Below are 14,607 nucleotides of genomic sequence, written 5' to 3'. Positions count from 1 at the left end.
CGTTCACGCGATGGCTGCAAGCGCAGTCTCGGTGTGTGGTTTTCTACAGTGTGGGACTTCTTTGGGCCATTTCAAGTTCGAGCTTGAAAGTTACTTGATATTGGTCAAACCTCCAATCAGCCAAAACGCTTCCTGCGTGTGGGCTGCAGACAGACATGCAGCGCAAGTACCAGCACATGGAGGGCTTTGTTGGCAGATGCGCACCACTAAAACCGTATGGCTGCAGTTCCTACATGACAGGGCGGCAGGCTGAGGTTACAACTAGGGTCACGCTGACCACCACCTCGCCTGCCCATGTCCCTGCCCGCCGCACGTCGCCTCAAGATCGGTCTGTCCGCCTGTTTTTCGCATGCAGACCCCAGCCGCCCGCTGTTTACGGGCAAGACCCTGCAATACGTGGAGCAGTCCATCGCGCACTGGATCATGTCCAGTGGCGCCATGGTGGTCATGATTCCCTGCCCCATGGGCGAAACTGCCAAGGGCGACGTCACGCTGGCCCACTATGCAGACTGGCTGGACGGTGTGGTCATGCACGGTGGTGCAGACGTGTGGCCCGGCAGCTATGGCGAGGAGCCGCTGCGCCCTGAATGGCTGGGCGACCGCGTGCGCGATCTGTACGACCTGGCCGTGGTCGAGGCCTTCAGCCAGGCGGGAAAGCCCATCTTTGGCGTGTGCCGCGGGCTGCAACTCATCAACGTGGCCTTTGGCGGCACGCTCTACCAGGACATCCTGACCCAGGTGCCCGGTGCGCAGGTGCACCGCAATGCCGATGCCTATGACCGCCACCAGCATGACATCCACATCGTGCCCGGCTCGCGCCTGGCGCAGCTCTACCCCAACACCTACGTGGCGCGGGTGAACAGCATTCACCACCAGGGCATCAAGCAGGTAGCACCAGGCTTTGTGGTAGAGGCTTGGAGCATTCCCGACCATATTCCCGAAGCCATCTGCCGCCATGAACCAGGCAAGAGCTATATCGCGGCCACGCAGTGGCACCCGGAATTCCACAACCCGGACAGCCCCATCATCGACAGCAGTGTGCTGCTGGGCGACTTTCTCACGGCCTGCACCCATGCCAAGTACCGCCCTGCAGACAGCCACAGCCCCTTCCAGATTCGCGACCGCGCGGCACGCATGCTGCGCCGGGCTTTGCTGCGTAGAAGATAAAAACAGAAGCGGTCAGCGCAGAAAAACAAAGGGTTTCAGATAGGAAACTATCTGAAACCCTTTTTATTCAAGCGCAAAAAGCTACTAAAAAGAAGTGGCAGGGCGTTTTACCGTGGCTGCAGATACGCCTTCAGATAGCGTCCCGTATGGCTTTCAGGGTGGGCAGCCACCTGCTCGGGTGTGCCCACGGCAACCACCTGGCCGCCGCCTGCACCGCCTTCGGGGCCCATGTCGATGACCCAGTCGGCAGTCTTGATCACGTCCAGGTTGTGCTCAATCACCACGATGGTGTTGCCCGCATCGCGCAGCTGGTGCAGCACTTTGAGCAGCAGCTGCACATCGGCAAAGTGCAGGCCGGTGGTGGGCTCATCGAGGATGTAGAGCGTGCGGCCCGTGTCGCGCTTGGACAGCTCCTGTGCGAGCTTGACGCGCTGCGCCTCGCCGCCTGAGAGCGTGGTCGCGCTCTGGCCCAGGCGGATATAGCCCAGGCCCACGTCCATCAGCGTCTGCAGCTTGCGGTGGATGCTGGGCACGTCCTTGAAGAAGGCGTGGGCGTCTTCCACCGTCATCTCCAGCACATCGGCAATATTCCTGCCCTTCCACTGCACCTGCAGCGTCTCGCGGTTGTAGCGCTTGCCGTGACAGATGTCGCAGGGCACATACACGTCAGGCAGAAAGTGCATTTCCACCTTGATCAGGCCGTCGCCCTGACAGGCCTCGCAGCGCCCACCGGAGACGTTGAAGCTGAAGCGCCCGGGGCCGTAGCCGCGCTCCCGCGCCGTATTGGTCTCGGCAAACAGATCGCGAATCGGCGTAAACAGGCCGGTGTAGGTGGCCGGGTTGCTGCGCGGTGTGCGGCCAATGGGCGACTGGTCCACATTGATGACCTTGTCGAAATACTCCAGCCCTTCCAGTGCCTGGTGGGGGGCAGGCTCCATGCCTGCACGGTGCAGCTGGCGCGCGACCTCGGCATACAGGGTGTCATTGACCAGGGTGGATTTGCCCGAGCCAGACACCCCCGTCACGCAGGTGAACAGTCCCACGGGAAAGTCCACGGTCACATCACGCAGGTTGTGGCCGCTGGCCCCCACTACGCGCAGGGCCTGCAGGGCGTGGTGCTGGCTGGCGGCCTCGCTGCCGCGAATGCTGGGAAAGCCGTTGGCAGGCTGTGCGGCGGCATCGTCCTGCTTGACTGGTATCCACGGCGTGCGCTGGCGCGGCACGGCAATGGCCTTGGTGCCGCTCAGATACTGGCCGGTGGGCGAGTGCGGGTTGGCCTTGACCTGCTCGAACGTGCCCTGGGCCATGACCTGGCCGCCATGCACGCCAGCGCCCGGCCCCATATCGATGATGTGGTCGGCCGCACGCATCATGTCTTCGTCGTGCTCGACCACGATGACGCTGTTGCCAATGTCCCGCAGGTGCTCCAGCGTGGCAATCAGGCGGTCGTTGTCGCGCTGGTGCAGGCCAATGCTGGGTTCGTCCAGTACATACATCACGCCCGTCAGGCCGCTGCCAATCTGGCTGGCCAGGCGAATGCGCTGGGCCTCGCCGCCTGAGAGCGTGTCAGCACTGCGGTCCAGGCTCAGATAGCTCAGGCCCACGTCTAGCAAGAAGCGCAGGCGTGCAGCAATCTCGCGCACCACTTTCTCGGCAATGTCGGCCTTGCTGCCCTGCAGCTGCAGGCTGCTGAACCACTGGTGGGCTTCGGTCAGCGTGGCGCGGTTGACCTCATAGATGGCGCGGGCCTGGTCGCCATCACCCACACGCACAAAGCGCGCTTCGCGGCGCAGGCGCGTGCCCTGGCAGTCGGGGCAGGTGCGTATGCTGCGCAGGCGTGACAGGTCGTCGCGCACGATCTGCGAATCGGTCTCGCGCAGGCGGCGCATCATGTTGGGGATGACGCCTTCAAACACATGCTCGACCACGGTGGTCTTGCCATCGCTGTCGTAGGCAAACGGAATTTTTTCCTCGCCGGAGCCCCAAAGCACTACTTTCTGCACATCGGCGGGCCAGGCTTCAAAAGCAGCGTTCACATCCTGCCCGTAATGGTGGGCAATGCTTTGCAGCAGGCTGAAGTAGGTGGGGTTGCGGCTGTCCCAGCCGTGGATGGCGCCATTGGCCACGCTCACAGACGGGAAGGGCACGACCTTGTCCGGGTCAAAGTCTTCGCTCAGGCCCAGACCATCACAGGTGGGGCAGGCCCCCATGGGCGAGTTGAAGGAGAACAGGCGTGGCTCCAGCTCTTCCAGCGAGTAGGTGCACAGTGGGCAGGCAAAGCGGCTGCTGAAGATGTGCTCCTGGCCAGAATCCATGTCCACTGCCAGCACGCGGCCGCTGGAGGCATCACCACCAATGCGCAGTGCGGCCTCAATGCTCTCGGCCAGGCGCTGCTGCAGATCGGCACGCACCTTGATGCGGTCAATCACCACGTCCACATCGTGCTTGCTGTTTTTGTCCAGCGGCTGCAGATCGGCCGCCTCCACCACCTTGCCATCAATGCGAAAGCGGATATAGCCCTGGGCCTGCATCTGCACAAACAGCTCGGCAAAGTCGCCCTTGCGGCTGCGCGCCATGGGGGCCAGCAGCATGAGCTTGGTGCCCTCGGGCAAGGCAAGCATGGCATCCACCATCTGGCTGATGGTCTGGGCCTGCAGGGGCAGACCGTGCTCCGGGCAGTAGGGCGTGCCTGCGCGCGCAAACAGCAGGCGCAGGTAATCGTTGATTTCTGTGACCGTACCCACCGTGGAGCGCGGGTTGTGGCTGGCGGCCTTTTGCTCAATCGCAATGGCGGGCGACAGGCCTTCGATCAAATCCACATCGGGTTTGTCGAGCTGCCCCAGAAACTGCCGCGCATAGGCCGAGAGGCTTTCCACATAGCGGCGCTGACCCTCGGCGTACAGGGTGTCAAACGCCAGGCTGGACTTGCCCGAGCCGGACAGCCCCGTCACCACCACCAGCTGGTTGCGCGGGATGTCCAGATCAATGTTCTTGAGGTTGTGCGTACGCGCACCGCGGATGCTGATGTGGGTGTGGCCCATGGCATGGCCCAGATAGCGGCCGGCGTCCTCAGGCAATTTTGGTGTCAAAGCGTCAGTCACAGCGGTGCAGTCGTGGCAAAGGTAAACCAGCCATCATAGAGATTTGCACCTGCGCGCGTGTAGCAGGCTTGGTACGAATCGCAGACAATAAGGATTTGCGCAGCGCGTATTTTTCGCACTGCCTGAGTCTTGCTAGCCAAGGCCTGCGCCGCTGAGCACAGCGGTTTTTTATGCCGCCCAACCCTGGTTTTGTCGCGTGTCCCAGTCTCAGTTTGCTTCTTCCTCCCCTGATGCCCCAGCCGCCGTTGCGGGCAAGATGACCGCGCAGGAGCGCCGCTCCAGCGCCAGCCTGGCCCTGATTTTTGCGCTGCGCATGCTGGGCCTGTTTCTGGTGCTGCCCGTGTTTGCGCTGGAAGCCGCCAAATACCCCGGTGGTGACAACCCCGCCATGGTGGGCTTTGCCATGGGCCTGTATGGGCTGACGCAGGCCGTGTTCCAGCTGCCGCTGGGCCTGGCCTCTGACCGCTGGGGGCGCAAACGCATCATCGTGGCCGGGCTGGCCGTGTTTGCACTGGGCAGTCTGGTGGCTGCACTGGCGGACTCGCTCACCGGACTGATGCTGGGCCGCGCCCTGCAGGGTGCAGGTGCCGTGTCGGCGGCGGTGACGGCGCTGATGGCCGATATGACCCGCGACAGCGTACGCACCAAGGCCATGGCCATGGTGGGCGGCTCCATCGGCCTGATGTTTGCGCTGGCCCTGGTGCTCAGCCCCGTGCTGGCGGCCTGGGGTGGTTTGTCTGGCATTTTTGGCCTGACCTTTGCGCTGGCACTGGCTGGCATTGCCGTGGTGCTGTGGGTCGTGCCTGCGGAGCCTGAACACCACGCAGAGGCCCCGCGTGGCAGCGCTCGCGAGCTGCTGGGCCATGGCGATCTGCTGCGCCTGAACGCCGGTGTCTTCATCCTCCACACCGTGCAGATGTCCATGTGGGTGGCCGTGCCCGCCATGCTGGTGGCGGCTGGTCTGGCCAAGGATGTGCACTGGAAGCTCTATCTGCCTGCCGTGGTGCTGTCCTTCGTCGCCATGGGGGCCTTGTTTGCCATGGAGCGCCGTGGCCGCCTGCGTGCCGCGCTGCTGGGCTCCATCGCCCTGGTGCTGGTCGTGCAGGCCCTGCTGGGCGTGATGGCCGAGGCAGCCGCAGCCCCCTCGCTGGCTGTCATGGGTGTGCTGATGTTTGTGTTCTTTGTTGGCTTTAACGCGCTGGAGGCCACGCAGCCCAGTCTGGTCTCGCGCATGGCGCCCGCCCATCTGCGCGGTGCAGCACTGGGGGCCTACAACACGCTGCAGTCGCTGGGCCTGTTTGCCGGTGGTTTTCTGGGCGGTGTGCTGGCCAAGCTGGGCGGTGCGCCTGTGCTGTTTGCCGCTACCACGGCGCTGATGCTGCTGTGGCTCATCATCACCTGGCCGCTCCAACCCATAGGGCGCTATGACGCTAAAAAATAAATAGCTTGCGACGCAATATTGACAAGGGGTTCAGGCTTGAATGGCTCTGAACCCCTTGTTTTACGAGCGCAAGAAGCTATGTTTTTTGAATATCCGTAGCCGTTGGGCAACTTCTTTTCCCCAAGGGAAGCTACGGGCGTGCAGGCACTCACAACATGCGCTAAGCTGCGCTCCTGCAGTCATTCCGGGGGGTGCTGCAATCACTATCTGGCACGGGAACTCCCCCATCAACGCCCGTGCTACCACTGAACCAAAGGTATTCACCATGGCATCTGTCAACAAAGTCATTCTCGTCGGCAACCTGGGGCGCGACCCCGAAATGCGCACCTTCCCCAGCGGAGATCAGGTTGCCAACGTCACCATTGCCACGACCGACCGCTGGCGCGACAAGAACACCGGCGAAAACAAGGAAGCCACCGAGTGGCACCGCGTGGTGTTCAACGGCCGTCTGGCTGAAATCGTGGGCCAGTACCTGCGCAAGGGCAGCCAGGTCTACGTAGAAGGCAGCCTGCGTACCCGCAAGTGGACGGACCAGCAAGGCATCGAGCGCTACAGCACCGAAATCCGCGCCGACAGCATGCAGATGCTCGGCGGCCGCCAGGGTGGCGGCATGGGCGGCCAAAACCAGGGCTATGGCGATGACGCAGGCTATGGCGACAACGGCGGTTATGCAGCACCTGCACCCCGCCGCCCCGCAGCGCCTGCTCCCCGCCCTGCAGCACCCCAGCAGCAGGCCCCTGCCGCCGCACCAGCGCCCATGGCACCTCCTCCCCAGCGTGCAGCATCTGGCTTTGACGACATGGATGACGACATCCCCTTCTAAGGCCTGATTCCGTACGGATTCATACATACAAAAGCCTCTCAGGTGTTGCGCCTGAGAGGCTTTGTTTTTGGTGGTGCTATGGCCTCTGCATCTGCCGTCCTGTATGGACTGAGCGGGCAGCGCTCAAGCCCGTTCAGTTGCCCACCAGCAGCTTTTGAATATCTGCCTCATACGGAAGCGCATAGTCGTAGCTGCGGACAATGCGGCTGTCTCCTGTGCGGACCAGCTTGATGCTGATGTAGACGTTTTGTCGGGCCTGTGCATATGTACCAACCAGGACGGCACTGGCCTTGTGCGTGTCGGCAATGTTGCGTATTTCGCGCGACAGCAGCAACTCGCCGGTACCTTCCTGAATGAACACGTCACCACGCAGTTTCAATTCTTTCACGTTAAAGCCAAGCCTGGACAGCTGTGAGGCGTACAACTCACTCAGCGTTCTGCCCAGAGGGGCAGAGCGGGAAAGCTGATTGACGTTCACCACCGTCGCCACCAGTACGGGAGCATCACCCAGCTCATGCCTGGCCATGCCATCTGCGAGCGCGTGAATTGCGTTTTGACTGCTGACAATGAGAGGGTTGTGCTGCGGGTCGCCATACCCTGCAGTACCGCCCAGCATCGGCGGAACCCAGGCACATGCTTGCATGGACAAAGCCACGCCAACTGCGCTGCAAAGCTTCAACCAGCGCTTCATTGGTTCACCACCTTCATGGTTCGGGCTTCAAAGTTGTTGCTGCTCCCAGGTCCAAACAAGGCAAGGTCTGCATCCTGGATGTAATACGTGTCGGTGTAGCGTGCGATGTATGCACCGTGCTGCAATGCGGAGGTCGTAACGACCACTTCGCTGTGTGTGGGGCCGTTGGCAATACGGCTTTCTTGCCAGTCACGGCCAAAGCCCAAAAGTGTGGGGATTGCCATGATCACATCCAGATGCTGATCACGCAGGCCATACAGCGCCCAAATACCAGCTCCCAGCATCGTATGGCGGCCGGGTTCTGCTGTAGGCAGTGCACCCATGTGCACCACTTTTTGTACCTGGTAGTCCAGCACCACATCAGACGGATTGGGCTGTGCTTGAACGTTGAAGCCTTGGCGTACCAAATGGGTCAGCAAAAACTCGTGGAAGTTGACTTCAAACGTAGATGGGTTGTCTGTGGTTTGCACATAGACGGGGGCGTCTGCGGGGAGCTCTTTGCTCTGCAGCGTTTGTGTCACCGCATCCTGTGCCACCGTATTCCAGTGGCTGGCTGACCGAAGCTTGTATTGCTCAGACGTCGCAAAATTGCTGGCCAACTGGCATGGGAGCAGTTTTGCAGCCCGCCAAGATTGCGCAACCACTCAAGAGCGCTGCATTCAAAGCGCCTTTCCAAGTAAACATAAAAGCGTCGTCCTAAGCATCCGCCACATCTAGCCGTGCAGGAAGATGGCGTCGAAAGTCTGTTATTGTTGCAAATATTAACAATTATATCTGGTTGTTACATACAGCCTTGTTTCAGTCACAGACTGACTGAAATTCATGGTGTCGCGGGGGCGGGTTAAAAAACAAAAAAGGCTTGAAGCCTTTTAGGGCTTCAAGCCTTATGCAGCTTGCGCTGATAGCTCTAATTTTTTAAAAATTAGACGTCAATATTGCCAGCACGCAGCGCGTTGTCTTCAATGAAGTTGCGGCGTGGCTCCACTTCGTCGCCCATCAGCATGGTGAACACGCGGTCGGCTTCGATGGCGTCGTTGATCTTGACCTGCAGCAGGCTGCGCACATTGGGGTCCATGGTGGTTTCCCACAGCTGCTCGGGGTTCATTTCACCCAGACCCTTGTAGCGCTGGCGTGCGGTGGTGCGCTCGGCTTCGGCGATCAGCCAGCGCATGGCCTGGCGGAAGTCGCTGACCTTTTCGGTCTTGGCCTTTTCGCCTTCACCGCGTGTGACCTTGGCGCCTTCGGCCAGCAGACCGGCAAAGCTGTCCGCCTCGGCAGACAGGGCGGCGTAGTCCTGGCTGCGCACAAAGTCCTGCGTGAGGATGGAGCTCTTGATGTTGCCGTGGTGGTGGCGGCTGATGCGCAGGATGGGGTTTTCGGTGTGTGGGTCGATCTCTGCAGTCACTGCCGCAGGCACGCCGGTGGTGGTCAGCTCGCGCAGCTTGGCTTCCAGCACGGGGGCGCAGGCCTGGGCGTCTTCCAGCGTGTCGAGCTTGATCTTCACGCCATCGGCAATGGCGCGCAGGGCTTCGGTGTCCAGGAAGTGCGACAGGCGCTCAATGACCATTTCTGCGGCCAGGTGCATGTCGGCCAGCTTGGCCAGCTCTTCGCCTTCGATGGTGCGAGGCGCAGCGCCGCCGGTGGTGACGGATGCGTTATTCAGCGCGATCTTGAGCAGGTACTTGTTCAGCGCGGGGCCGTCTTTCAGGTACAGCTCTTCCTTGCCGTTCTTGACTTTGTACAGCGGTGGCTGGGCGATGTAGATGTGGCCACGCTCGACCAGCTCAGGCATCTGGCGGTAGAAGAAGGTCAGCAGCAGGGTACGGATGTGGGCACCGTCCACGTCCGCGTCGGTCATGATGATGATGCGGTGGTAGCGCAGCTTGTCGGGGTTGTAGTCGTCCGAGTTGCTCTTGCCAGACTCTGCCGTGGCCTTGCCAATGCCGGTGCCCAGAGCGGTAATCAGGGTGATGATTTCCTGGCTGGACAGCAGCTTTTCGTAGCGGGCTTTTTCCACGTTCAGGATCTTGCCGCGCAGGGGCAGGATGGCCTGGAACTTGCGGTCACGGCCCTGCTTGGCGGAGCCACCGGCGGAGTCACCCTCCACGATGTAGATTTCGCACAGCGCGGGGTCTTTTTCCTGGCAGTCGGCCAGCTTGCCGGGCAGGCCCATGCCGTCCAGCACGCCCTTGCGGCGGGTCATTTCACGGGCCTTGCGCGCAGCTTCACGGGCGCGGGCAGCTTCAATGATCTTGCCGCACAGAATCTTGGCGTCGTTGGGGTTTTCTTCCAGGTACTCGGTCAGTGTCTTGGCGACGATGTCTTCCACCGGCGCGCGCACTTCCGAGCTGACCAGCTTGTCCTTGGTCTGGCTGGAGAACTTGGGTTCAGGCACCTTCACGCTCAGCACCGCGCACAGGCCTTCACGCATGTCGTCGCCAGAGACTTCGACCTTGGCCTTCTTGGCCAGTTCATTGTCGGCAATGTACTTGCCGATCACGCGGGTCATGGCCGCGCGCAGGCCGGTCAGGTGGGTACCACCGTCACGCTGCGGGATGTTGTTGGTAAAGCACAGGACTTGCTCGTTGTAGCCATCGTTCCACTGCATGGCCACTTCCACACCGATTTCGGTGCCGGGAATGCCGCCGTAGGTGTCGGCTGGGCGCGAACCTGTGGCGTAGAAGGCTGTGGGGTGCAACACCTTCTTGTTGGTGTTGATGAAGTCCACAAAGCCCTTGACGCCACCGGCGCCGGAGAAGTCGTCTTCCTTGCCGTCGCGCTCGTCCTTGAGGCGAATGCGCACGCCGTTGTTCAGGAAGGACAGTTCACGCAGACGCTTGGCCAGCACTTCGTAGCGGAACTCAAAGTTCTCCTTGAAGATTTCCTGGTCAGGCAGGAAGTGCACCTTGGTGCCGCGCTTGTCGGTCTCGCCCACGATGCGCATGGGCGAGGTTTCAAAACCGTCCACCACTTCGATCAGGCGGTTTTGTACAAAGCCGCGCGAGAAGTCGATCTCATGCACCTTGCCGTCGCGGCGCACGGTCAGCTTGAGCCACACGGACAGCGCGTTCACGCAGGACACGCCCACGCCGTGCAGACCGCCGGAGACCTTGTAGCTGTTCTGGTTGAACTTGCCGCCCGCGTGCAGTTCGGTCAGGGCGATTTCTGCGGCCGAGCGCTTGGGCTCGTGCTTGTCGTCCATCTTCACGCCGGTGGGAATGCCGCGGCCGTTGTCGATGACGGACAGCGAACCATCGGCATGGATGGTCACCAGGATGTCATCGCAGTGGCCTGCCAGTGCTTCGTCGATGGAGTTGTCCACCACTTCGAACACCAGGTGGTGCAGGCCCGTGCCATCGGAGGTGTCGCCGATGTACATGCCGGGGCGCTTGCGCACGGCCTCCAGGCCTTCCAGGATCTGGATGGCACCTTCGCCGTAGCCGGTGTCAGCGGGCGCTGCGGGTGCTGTGGTCTGGTTTTCTGGCTTGTTCTCGTCGGTCATGAAGTTGCCTTGCTGCTACAAACTCAAGAGCTGCTTGCGCTTGGTTTGCCTGGGAAATACCAATAAATCGTTTCAAAAAGAAGCGGTGGCAAGCGCCAGCCGCTACTTTTTTTGAGAAGTGATCAGACTATCACGCCTGATCCGGTGACGCATCAAATGCGCATGGGCATGACAACGTACTTGAAGTTGTCGTTGCCGGGGATGGTGATTAGCGCGGAGCTGTTGCTGTCCTGCAGGTCGATCTTGACCATGTCCTGCGACATATTGGACAGCACGTCCAGCAGGTAGGTGACGTTGAAGCCGATGTCGATGGCGTCGCTGCCGTAGTCGATATCGAGTTCGTCCACCGCCTCTTCCTGGTCGGCGTTGTTGGATGCCACACGCAGCGTGCCAGGCTCAATCGTCAGGCGCACGCCCTTGAACTTGTCGCTGGTCATGATGGCCGTGCGCTGCAGCGAAGCCAGCAGCGGTGCGCGGCCCAGGGTGACGCTGTTCTGGTGGTTGCGTGGAATCACGCGGTTGTAGTCAGGGAACTTGCCCTCGACCAGCTTGGTCACGAACTCCATGCCGCCAAAGGTGAACTTGGCCTGGTTGTTCGCAAACTGCATTTCGATGCGGGGCGAGTTCTCGCCACCCACGTCACTCAGCAGGCGCTGCAGCTCTAGCACGGTCTTGCGGGGCAGGATGACTTCCTGCTTCTCGCCCACGTCCACGTCCAGCTCGGCGCTGGCCCAGGCCAGGCGGTGACCATCGGTGGCCACCAGGCTCAGCGTATTGCCTTCGGCCACGAACAGAATGCCGTTGAGGTAGTAGCGAATGTCCTGCACCGCCATGGCAAACGAGACCTGGCCCATCAGGTCCTTGAGTACCTTCTGGGGCACGCTGAAGGCCGGGCCAAAGTTGGCCGCTTCCTGCACCAGCGGGAAGTCTTCCGCGGGCAGGGTCTGCAGCGTAAAGCGGCTCTTGCCGCCCTTCAAAATCATCTTGGACTGCTGCGACTCCAGGGCCACGGTCTGGTCGCCGGGCATGGTCTTGAGAATGTCGATGAGCTTGCGCGCGCCGATGGTGGTCGCGAAGTCACCCGTGTCGCCACCGAGTTCTGCGGTGGTGCGAATCTGGATTTCCAGATCGCTGGTGGTAAATTGCATGGCGTTGCCGGTCTTTTTGATCAGCACGTTCGCCAGGATGGGCAGGGTGTGGCGGCGTTCAACAATGCCGGACACCGATTGCAGGACCGCGAGAACTTTGTCTTGTGTGGCTTTCAGGACGATCATGTCAACCTCTGAGTTTTCAGGATGCGGGTGTCTTGGGATTGAGCAGCGGCGTCACTTTAGCGCCCCCTCTTGCCACTCAAAACCCCCTCATTTTGCCCGGTAGGCCCGGGCTGGACGAGGGGTAATTCCATCAGCCTTTGAGCGTTTGCTCCAGCACATGCAATTGCTGGTTCAGCTCGGTCTGTTGCTGTCGCTCGGCGGCAATCTTGCGCACCGCGTGCAGCACTGTGGTGTGGTCGCGACCACCGAACAGCTCGCCAATTTCGGGCAGGCTCTTCTGGGTCAGTTCCTTGGCCAGGTACATGGCGATCTGGCGCGGACGGGCAATCGACGCGGGGCGCTTCTTGCTGTACATATCCGCCACCTTGATCTTGTAGTAGTCGGCCACGGTTTTCTGGATGTTCTCCACGCTGATCTGGCGGTTCTGAATGCTCAGCAGATCGCGCAGCGCTTCACGCGCCAGCTGGATGGAGATCTCTTTCTGGTTGAAACGCGAGTAAGCAAGAATCTTGCGCAGTGCGCCTTCCAGCTCACGCACGTTGGAGCGTACGTTCTTGGCCACGAAGAAGGCGACCTCTTCCGGCATCTCAGCGTTTTCGGCGCGGGCCTTGTTGATCAGAATCGCCACGCGCATTTCCAGCTCGGGTGGCTCAATGGCCACGGTCAGTCCCGAGTCAAAACGCGAAACCAGGCGTTCGTGGATATTGGTCAGACCCTTGGGGTAGGTGTCTGATGTCATCACGATGTGGCTCTTCTTGGCCAGCAGAGCTTCGAACGCGTTAAAGAACTCTTCCTGCGTACGGTCTTTGTTGGCGAAAAACTGTACGTCGTCGATCAACAAAAGATCGAGCGAGTGATAGCGCTCCTTGAACTCATCAAAGGTGCGGCGCTGGTAAGCCTTGACCACATCCGAGACAAATTGTTCAGCGTGGATGTAGAGAACCTTGGCATCCGGACGGTCTTCCAGCAGCTTGTTGCCCACAGCATGTACCAGGTGGGTTTTACCCAGACCCACACCCCCGTAGATAAACAGTGGGTTGTACAGGTGTCCGGGCGAAGCCGCCACGTGCATGGCCGCCGAGCGTGCCATGCGGTTGGCAGTACCTTCCACCAGCGTTTCAAAGGTCAGGGCAGAGTTCAGGCGGGTGCGGAAAGCCGGTGCCGCAGACTCTTCCGGTGCGGCATTGGCAGGCAGCAGCGTAGGCACTTCTGCAGGCGTGCTGCGCTCGGCCTGATAGGGGCGCACATAAGTGCGTGTCACGCCTTCACGCTGAGCGAGTGCTAACTCCAGTGTCACCGGTTGGCCGTACAGATCTTCCAGCAAACCAGCAATGCGGGCTGCGTACTGGGCACGAATCCAGTCCAGCTTGAAGCGGTTGGCCACGTACACCGTCACCTTGGAGAAGTCTTCAGCCACAACGGCGGTCAAAGGCTTGATCCAGGTGTTGAATTGTTGTTCAGGCAGGTCTTGACTGAGCTGCTCAACGCAGGCGAGCCAAAGGCCTAAGCCTGCGTCATTGGTGAGTTCCTCTGTCATTGCAATGGGTGGTACTTTTTTGTGGATAGGAGGAACGGATGCGGGGTGAGGATTGTAGCTTTTCAAAAAGTTATCCACAAACCAGTGGCACTTTTTTATTCTGACTGCGGAAATTACGTATTTTGGGCCATCTTCAGAGGGACATTGCAAGAGAGTGCTAACACTGAGATAATTTTGGGTTTCCCTGAATGTGTTCAGGGTGATATGGCCCCGTGCAAGGCTTTTTGCAGCAGTTGCCTTTTGTTGAGCCGCAGCGCCTGCAGACGTGCCGAGTCGGGGAAAATTGGGCCGCGTGCATTCATGCGGAATGCACAGGCCGGTCAAAACAACTGAACCTTCTCAAGGAACGAACATGAAGCGTACATACCAACCCTCCAAGACCAAGCGCGCTCGCACCCACGGTTTCCTGGTGCGCATGAAGACCAAGGGCGGCCGTGCCGTGATCAACGCACGCCGCGCCAAGGGTCGCAAGCGTCTGGCTGTCTAAGGACTGCCAGCTTGGCCGACTGCCTGACACCATTACCTGCTTGCTGGCAGGGCGTGCTGTGATGCAACGGCTGAAGACGCGCTCCCAATTTCAGGCGACCATGTCCGGGGGAGTTGTTTCCCGGACGCCGCACTTTGCTTTGCACCGTCTGGTGCTCAGTGAAGCCGATGTCGTCAAGGACGCTGAGCCAACAGGGCCCGGTGCAAAGCTCGCAGAGCAGGCGCCGCAGGCCCTGTTTGTCGTGCCCGGGTGCAAGATGCCGCAGGTGTGGATAGGCTGCATGGCACCCAAGCGCTGGGCCAAGCACTCGGTGACTCGGCACCTGATCAAGCGTCAGGTGTATGCCGTCGTCAGCGACAGCGCCTCGCAGCTGCAAGCCTTGCCTGCAGCGGCCTATGTGGTGCGCCTGCGCGCGGGCTTTGACCGTAAGCAATTCATCAGTGCCAGCTCCGAGCCGCTCAAGCGGGCCGTGCGCGCCGAGCTGCAGCAGCTGCTGGCACATGCCACGCGGCGCAAGCAAAGTGCTGCGCCCAAGCAGACACCGCCCGTCGCCGCAGCGACGGAACCAAGTCCGGGGTAGGCGC

The 14,607-nt window shown here is 60.7% G+C and carries 11 protein-coding genes; 5 read left to right on the top strand and 6 right to left on the bottom strand.

Translation table 11 applies throughout. The annotated features are described in order from the left end of the window. The first annotated feature begins 294 nt into the window (after positions 1–294). Entirely contained in the window at positions 295–1,167 is an 873-nt protein-coding gene (locus F7P80_RS09195) for a gamma-glutamyl-gamma-aminobutyrate hydrolase family protein (protein WP_054065374.1), read from the top strand. A 107-nt stretch (positions 1,168–1,274) separates the two neighbouring features. Here F7P80_RS09195 and uvrA read toward each other — a convergent pair whose 3' ends face one another. Further along, positions 1,275–4,208, bottom strand: a complete 2,934-nt coding sequence (uvrA, locus tag F7P80_RS09190) for an excinuclease ABC subunit UvrA (RefSeq protein ID WP_151044534.1) — start codon at positions 4,206–4,208, stop codon at positions 1,275–1,277. 316 nt (positions 4,209–4,524) lie between these two features. On the opposite strand from uvrA, the gene F7P80_RS09185 reads away from it, so the two are divergent. Together F7P80_RS09185 and ssb are read left to right on the top strand one after the other, a co-directional pair. Further along, a complete protein-coding gene (locus F7P80_RS09185; protein WP_151044532.1) occupies positions 4,525–5,709 on the top strand; it encodes an MFS transporter in 1,185 nt (394 codons plus the stop codon). Between the two features lie 265 nt (positions 5,710–5,974). Continuing rightward, on the top strand, positions 5,975–6,532 hold the full coding sequence (gene ssb, locus F7P80_RS09180; protein ID WP_058880505.1) for a single-stranded DNA-binding protein: 558 nt from the start codon (positions 5,975–5,977) through the stop codon (positions 6,530–6,532). 133 nt (positions 6,533–6,665) lie between these two features. Here the strand turns inward: ssb and F7P80_RS09175 are convergent, their stop codons facing one another. The 5 genes from F7P80_RS09175 to dnaA form a co-directional block, all read right to left on the bottom strand. Beyond that, positions 6,666–7,148: a FlgO family outer membrane protein gene (locus F7P80_RS09175; protein ID WP_282959028.1), complete on the bottom strand. Its 483-nt coding sequence runs from the start codon at positions 7,146–7,148 to the stop codon at positions 6,666–6,668. 71 nt (positions 7,149–7,219) lie between these two features. After that, on the bottom strand, positions 7,220–7,744 hold the full coding sequence (locus F7P80_RS09170) for a hypothetical protein (protein WP_151044233.1): 525 nt from the start codon (positions 7,742–7,744) through the stop codon (positions 7,220–7,222). A 401-nt stretch (positions 7,745–8,145) separates the two neighbouring features. Beyond that, entirely contained in the window at positions 8,146–10,725 is a 2,580-nt protein-coding gene (gene gyrB / locus F7P80_RS09165; protein ID WP_151044230.1) for a DNA topoisomerase (ATP-hydrolyzing) subunit B, read from the bottom strand. A 152-nt stretch (positions 10,726–10,877) separates the two neighbouring features. Then, positions 10,878–11,999, bottom strand: a complete 1,122-nt coding sequence (gene dnaN / locus F7P80_RS09160) for a DNA polymerase III subunit beta (protein ID WP_054065382.1) — start codon at positions 11,997–11,999, stop codon at positions 10,878–10,880. A 130-nt stretch (positions 12,000–12,129) separates the two neighbouring features. Next, positions 12,130–13,536 (bottom strand): chromosomal replication initiator protein DnaA, encoded by a 1,407-nt coding sequence (gene dnaA, locus F7P80_RS09155; RefSeq protein ID WP_054065383.1) that lies wholly within the window; start codon positions 13,534–13,536, stop codon positions 12,130–12,132. A 352-nt stretch (positions 13,537–13,888) separates the two neighbouring features. Here dnaA and rpmH point away from each other — a divergent pair, with 352 nt between their 5' ends. Continuing rightward, a complete protein-coding gene (gene rpmH / locus F7P80_RS09150) occupies positions 13,889–14,023 on the top strand; it encodes a 50S ribosomal protein L34 (RefSeq protein ID WP_042412105.1) in 135 nt (44 codons plus the stop codon). 61 nt (positions 14,024–14,084) lie between these two features. Beyond that, entirely contained in the window at positions 14,085–14,603 is a 519-nt protein-coding gene (locus tag F7P80_RS09145; protein WP_151044227.1) for a ribonuclease P protein component, read from the top strand. Positions 14,604–14,607: the final 4 nt, after the last annotated feature.

Source organism: Comamonas kerstersii, from assembly GCF_008801935.1.
GTDB classification, from domain to species: Bacteria; Pseudomonadota; Gammaproteobacteria; order Burkholderiales; family Burkholderiaceae_C; genus Comamonas; species Comamonas kerstersii.
This window is presented reverse-complemented; position numbering and strand designations above follow the sequence as displayed.

Bases quoted from the DNA above. Each gene is read 5' to 3' on its own strand.
- F7P80_RS09195 (WP_054065374.1), top strand. From the start codon at position 295: ATGTCCCTGCCCGCCGCACGTCGCCTCAAGATCGGTCTGTCCGCCTGT.
- uvrA (WP_151044534.1), bottom strand. From the start codon at position 4,208: ATGGGCCACACCCACATCAGCATCCGCGGTGCGCGTACGCACAACCTC.
- F7P80_RS09185 (WP_151044532.1), top strand. From the start codon at position 4,525: ATGACCGCGCAGGAGCGCCGCTCCAGCGCCAGCCTGGCCCTGATTTTT.
- ssb (WP_058880505.1), top strand. From the start codon at position 5,975: ATGGCATCTGTCAACAAAGTCATTCTCGTCGGCAACCTGGGGCGCGAC.
- F7P80_RS09175 (WP_282959028.1), bottom strand. From the start codon at position 7,148: ATGCTGGGCGGTACTGCAGGGTATGGCGACCCGCAGCACAACCCTCTC.
- gyrB (WP_151044230.1), bottom strand. From the start codon at position 10,725: ATGACCGACGAGAACAAGCCAGAAAACCAGACCACAGCACCCGCAGCG.
- dnaN (WP_054065382.1), bottom strand. From the start codon at position 11,999: ATGATCGTCCTGAAAGCCACACAAGACAAAGTTCTCGCGGTCCTGCAA.
- dnaA (WP_054065383.1), bottom strand. From the start codon at position 13,536: ATGACAGAGGAACTCACCAATGACGCAGGCTTAGGCCTTTGGCTCGCC.
- rpmH (WP_042412105.1), top strand. From the start codon at position 13,889: ATGAAGCGTACATACCAACCCTCCAAGACCAAGCGCGCTCGCACCCAC.
- F7P80_RS09145 (WP_151044227.1), top strand. From the start codon at position 14,085: ATGCAACGGCTGAAGACGCGCTCCCAATTTCAGGCGACCATGTCCGGG.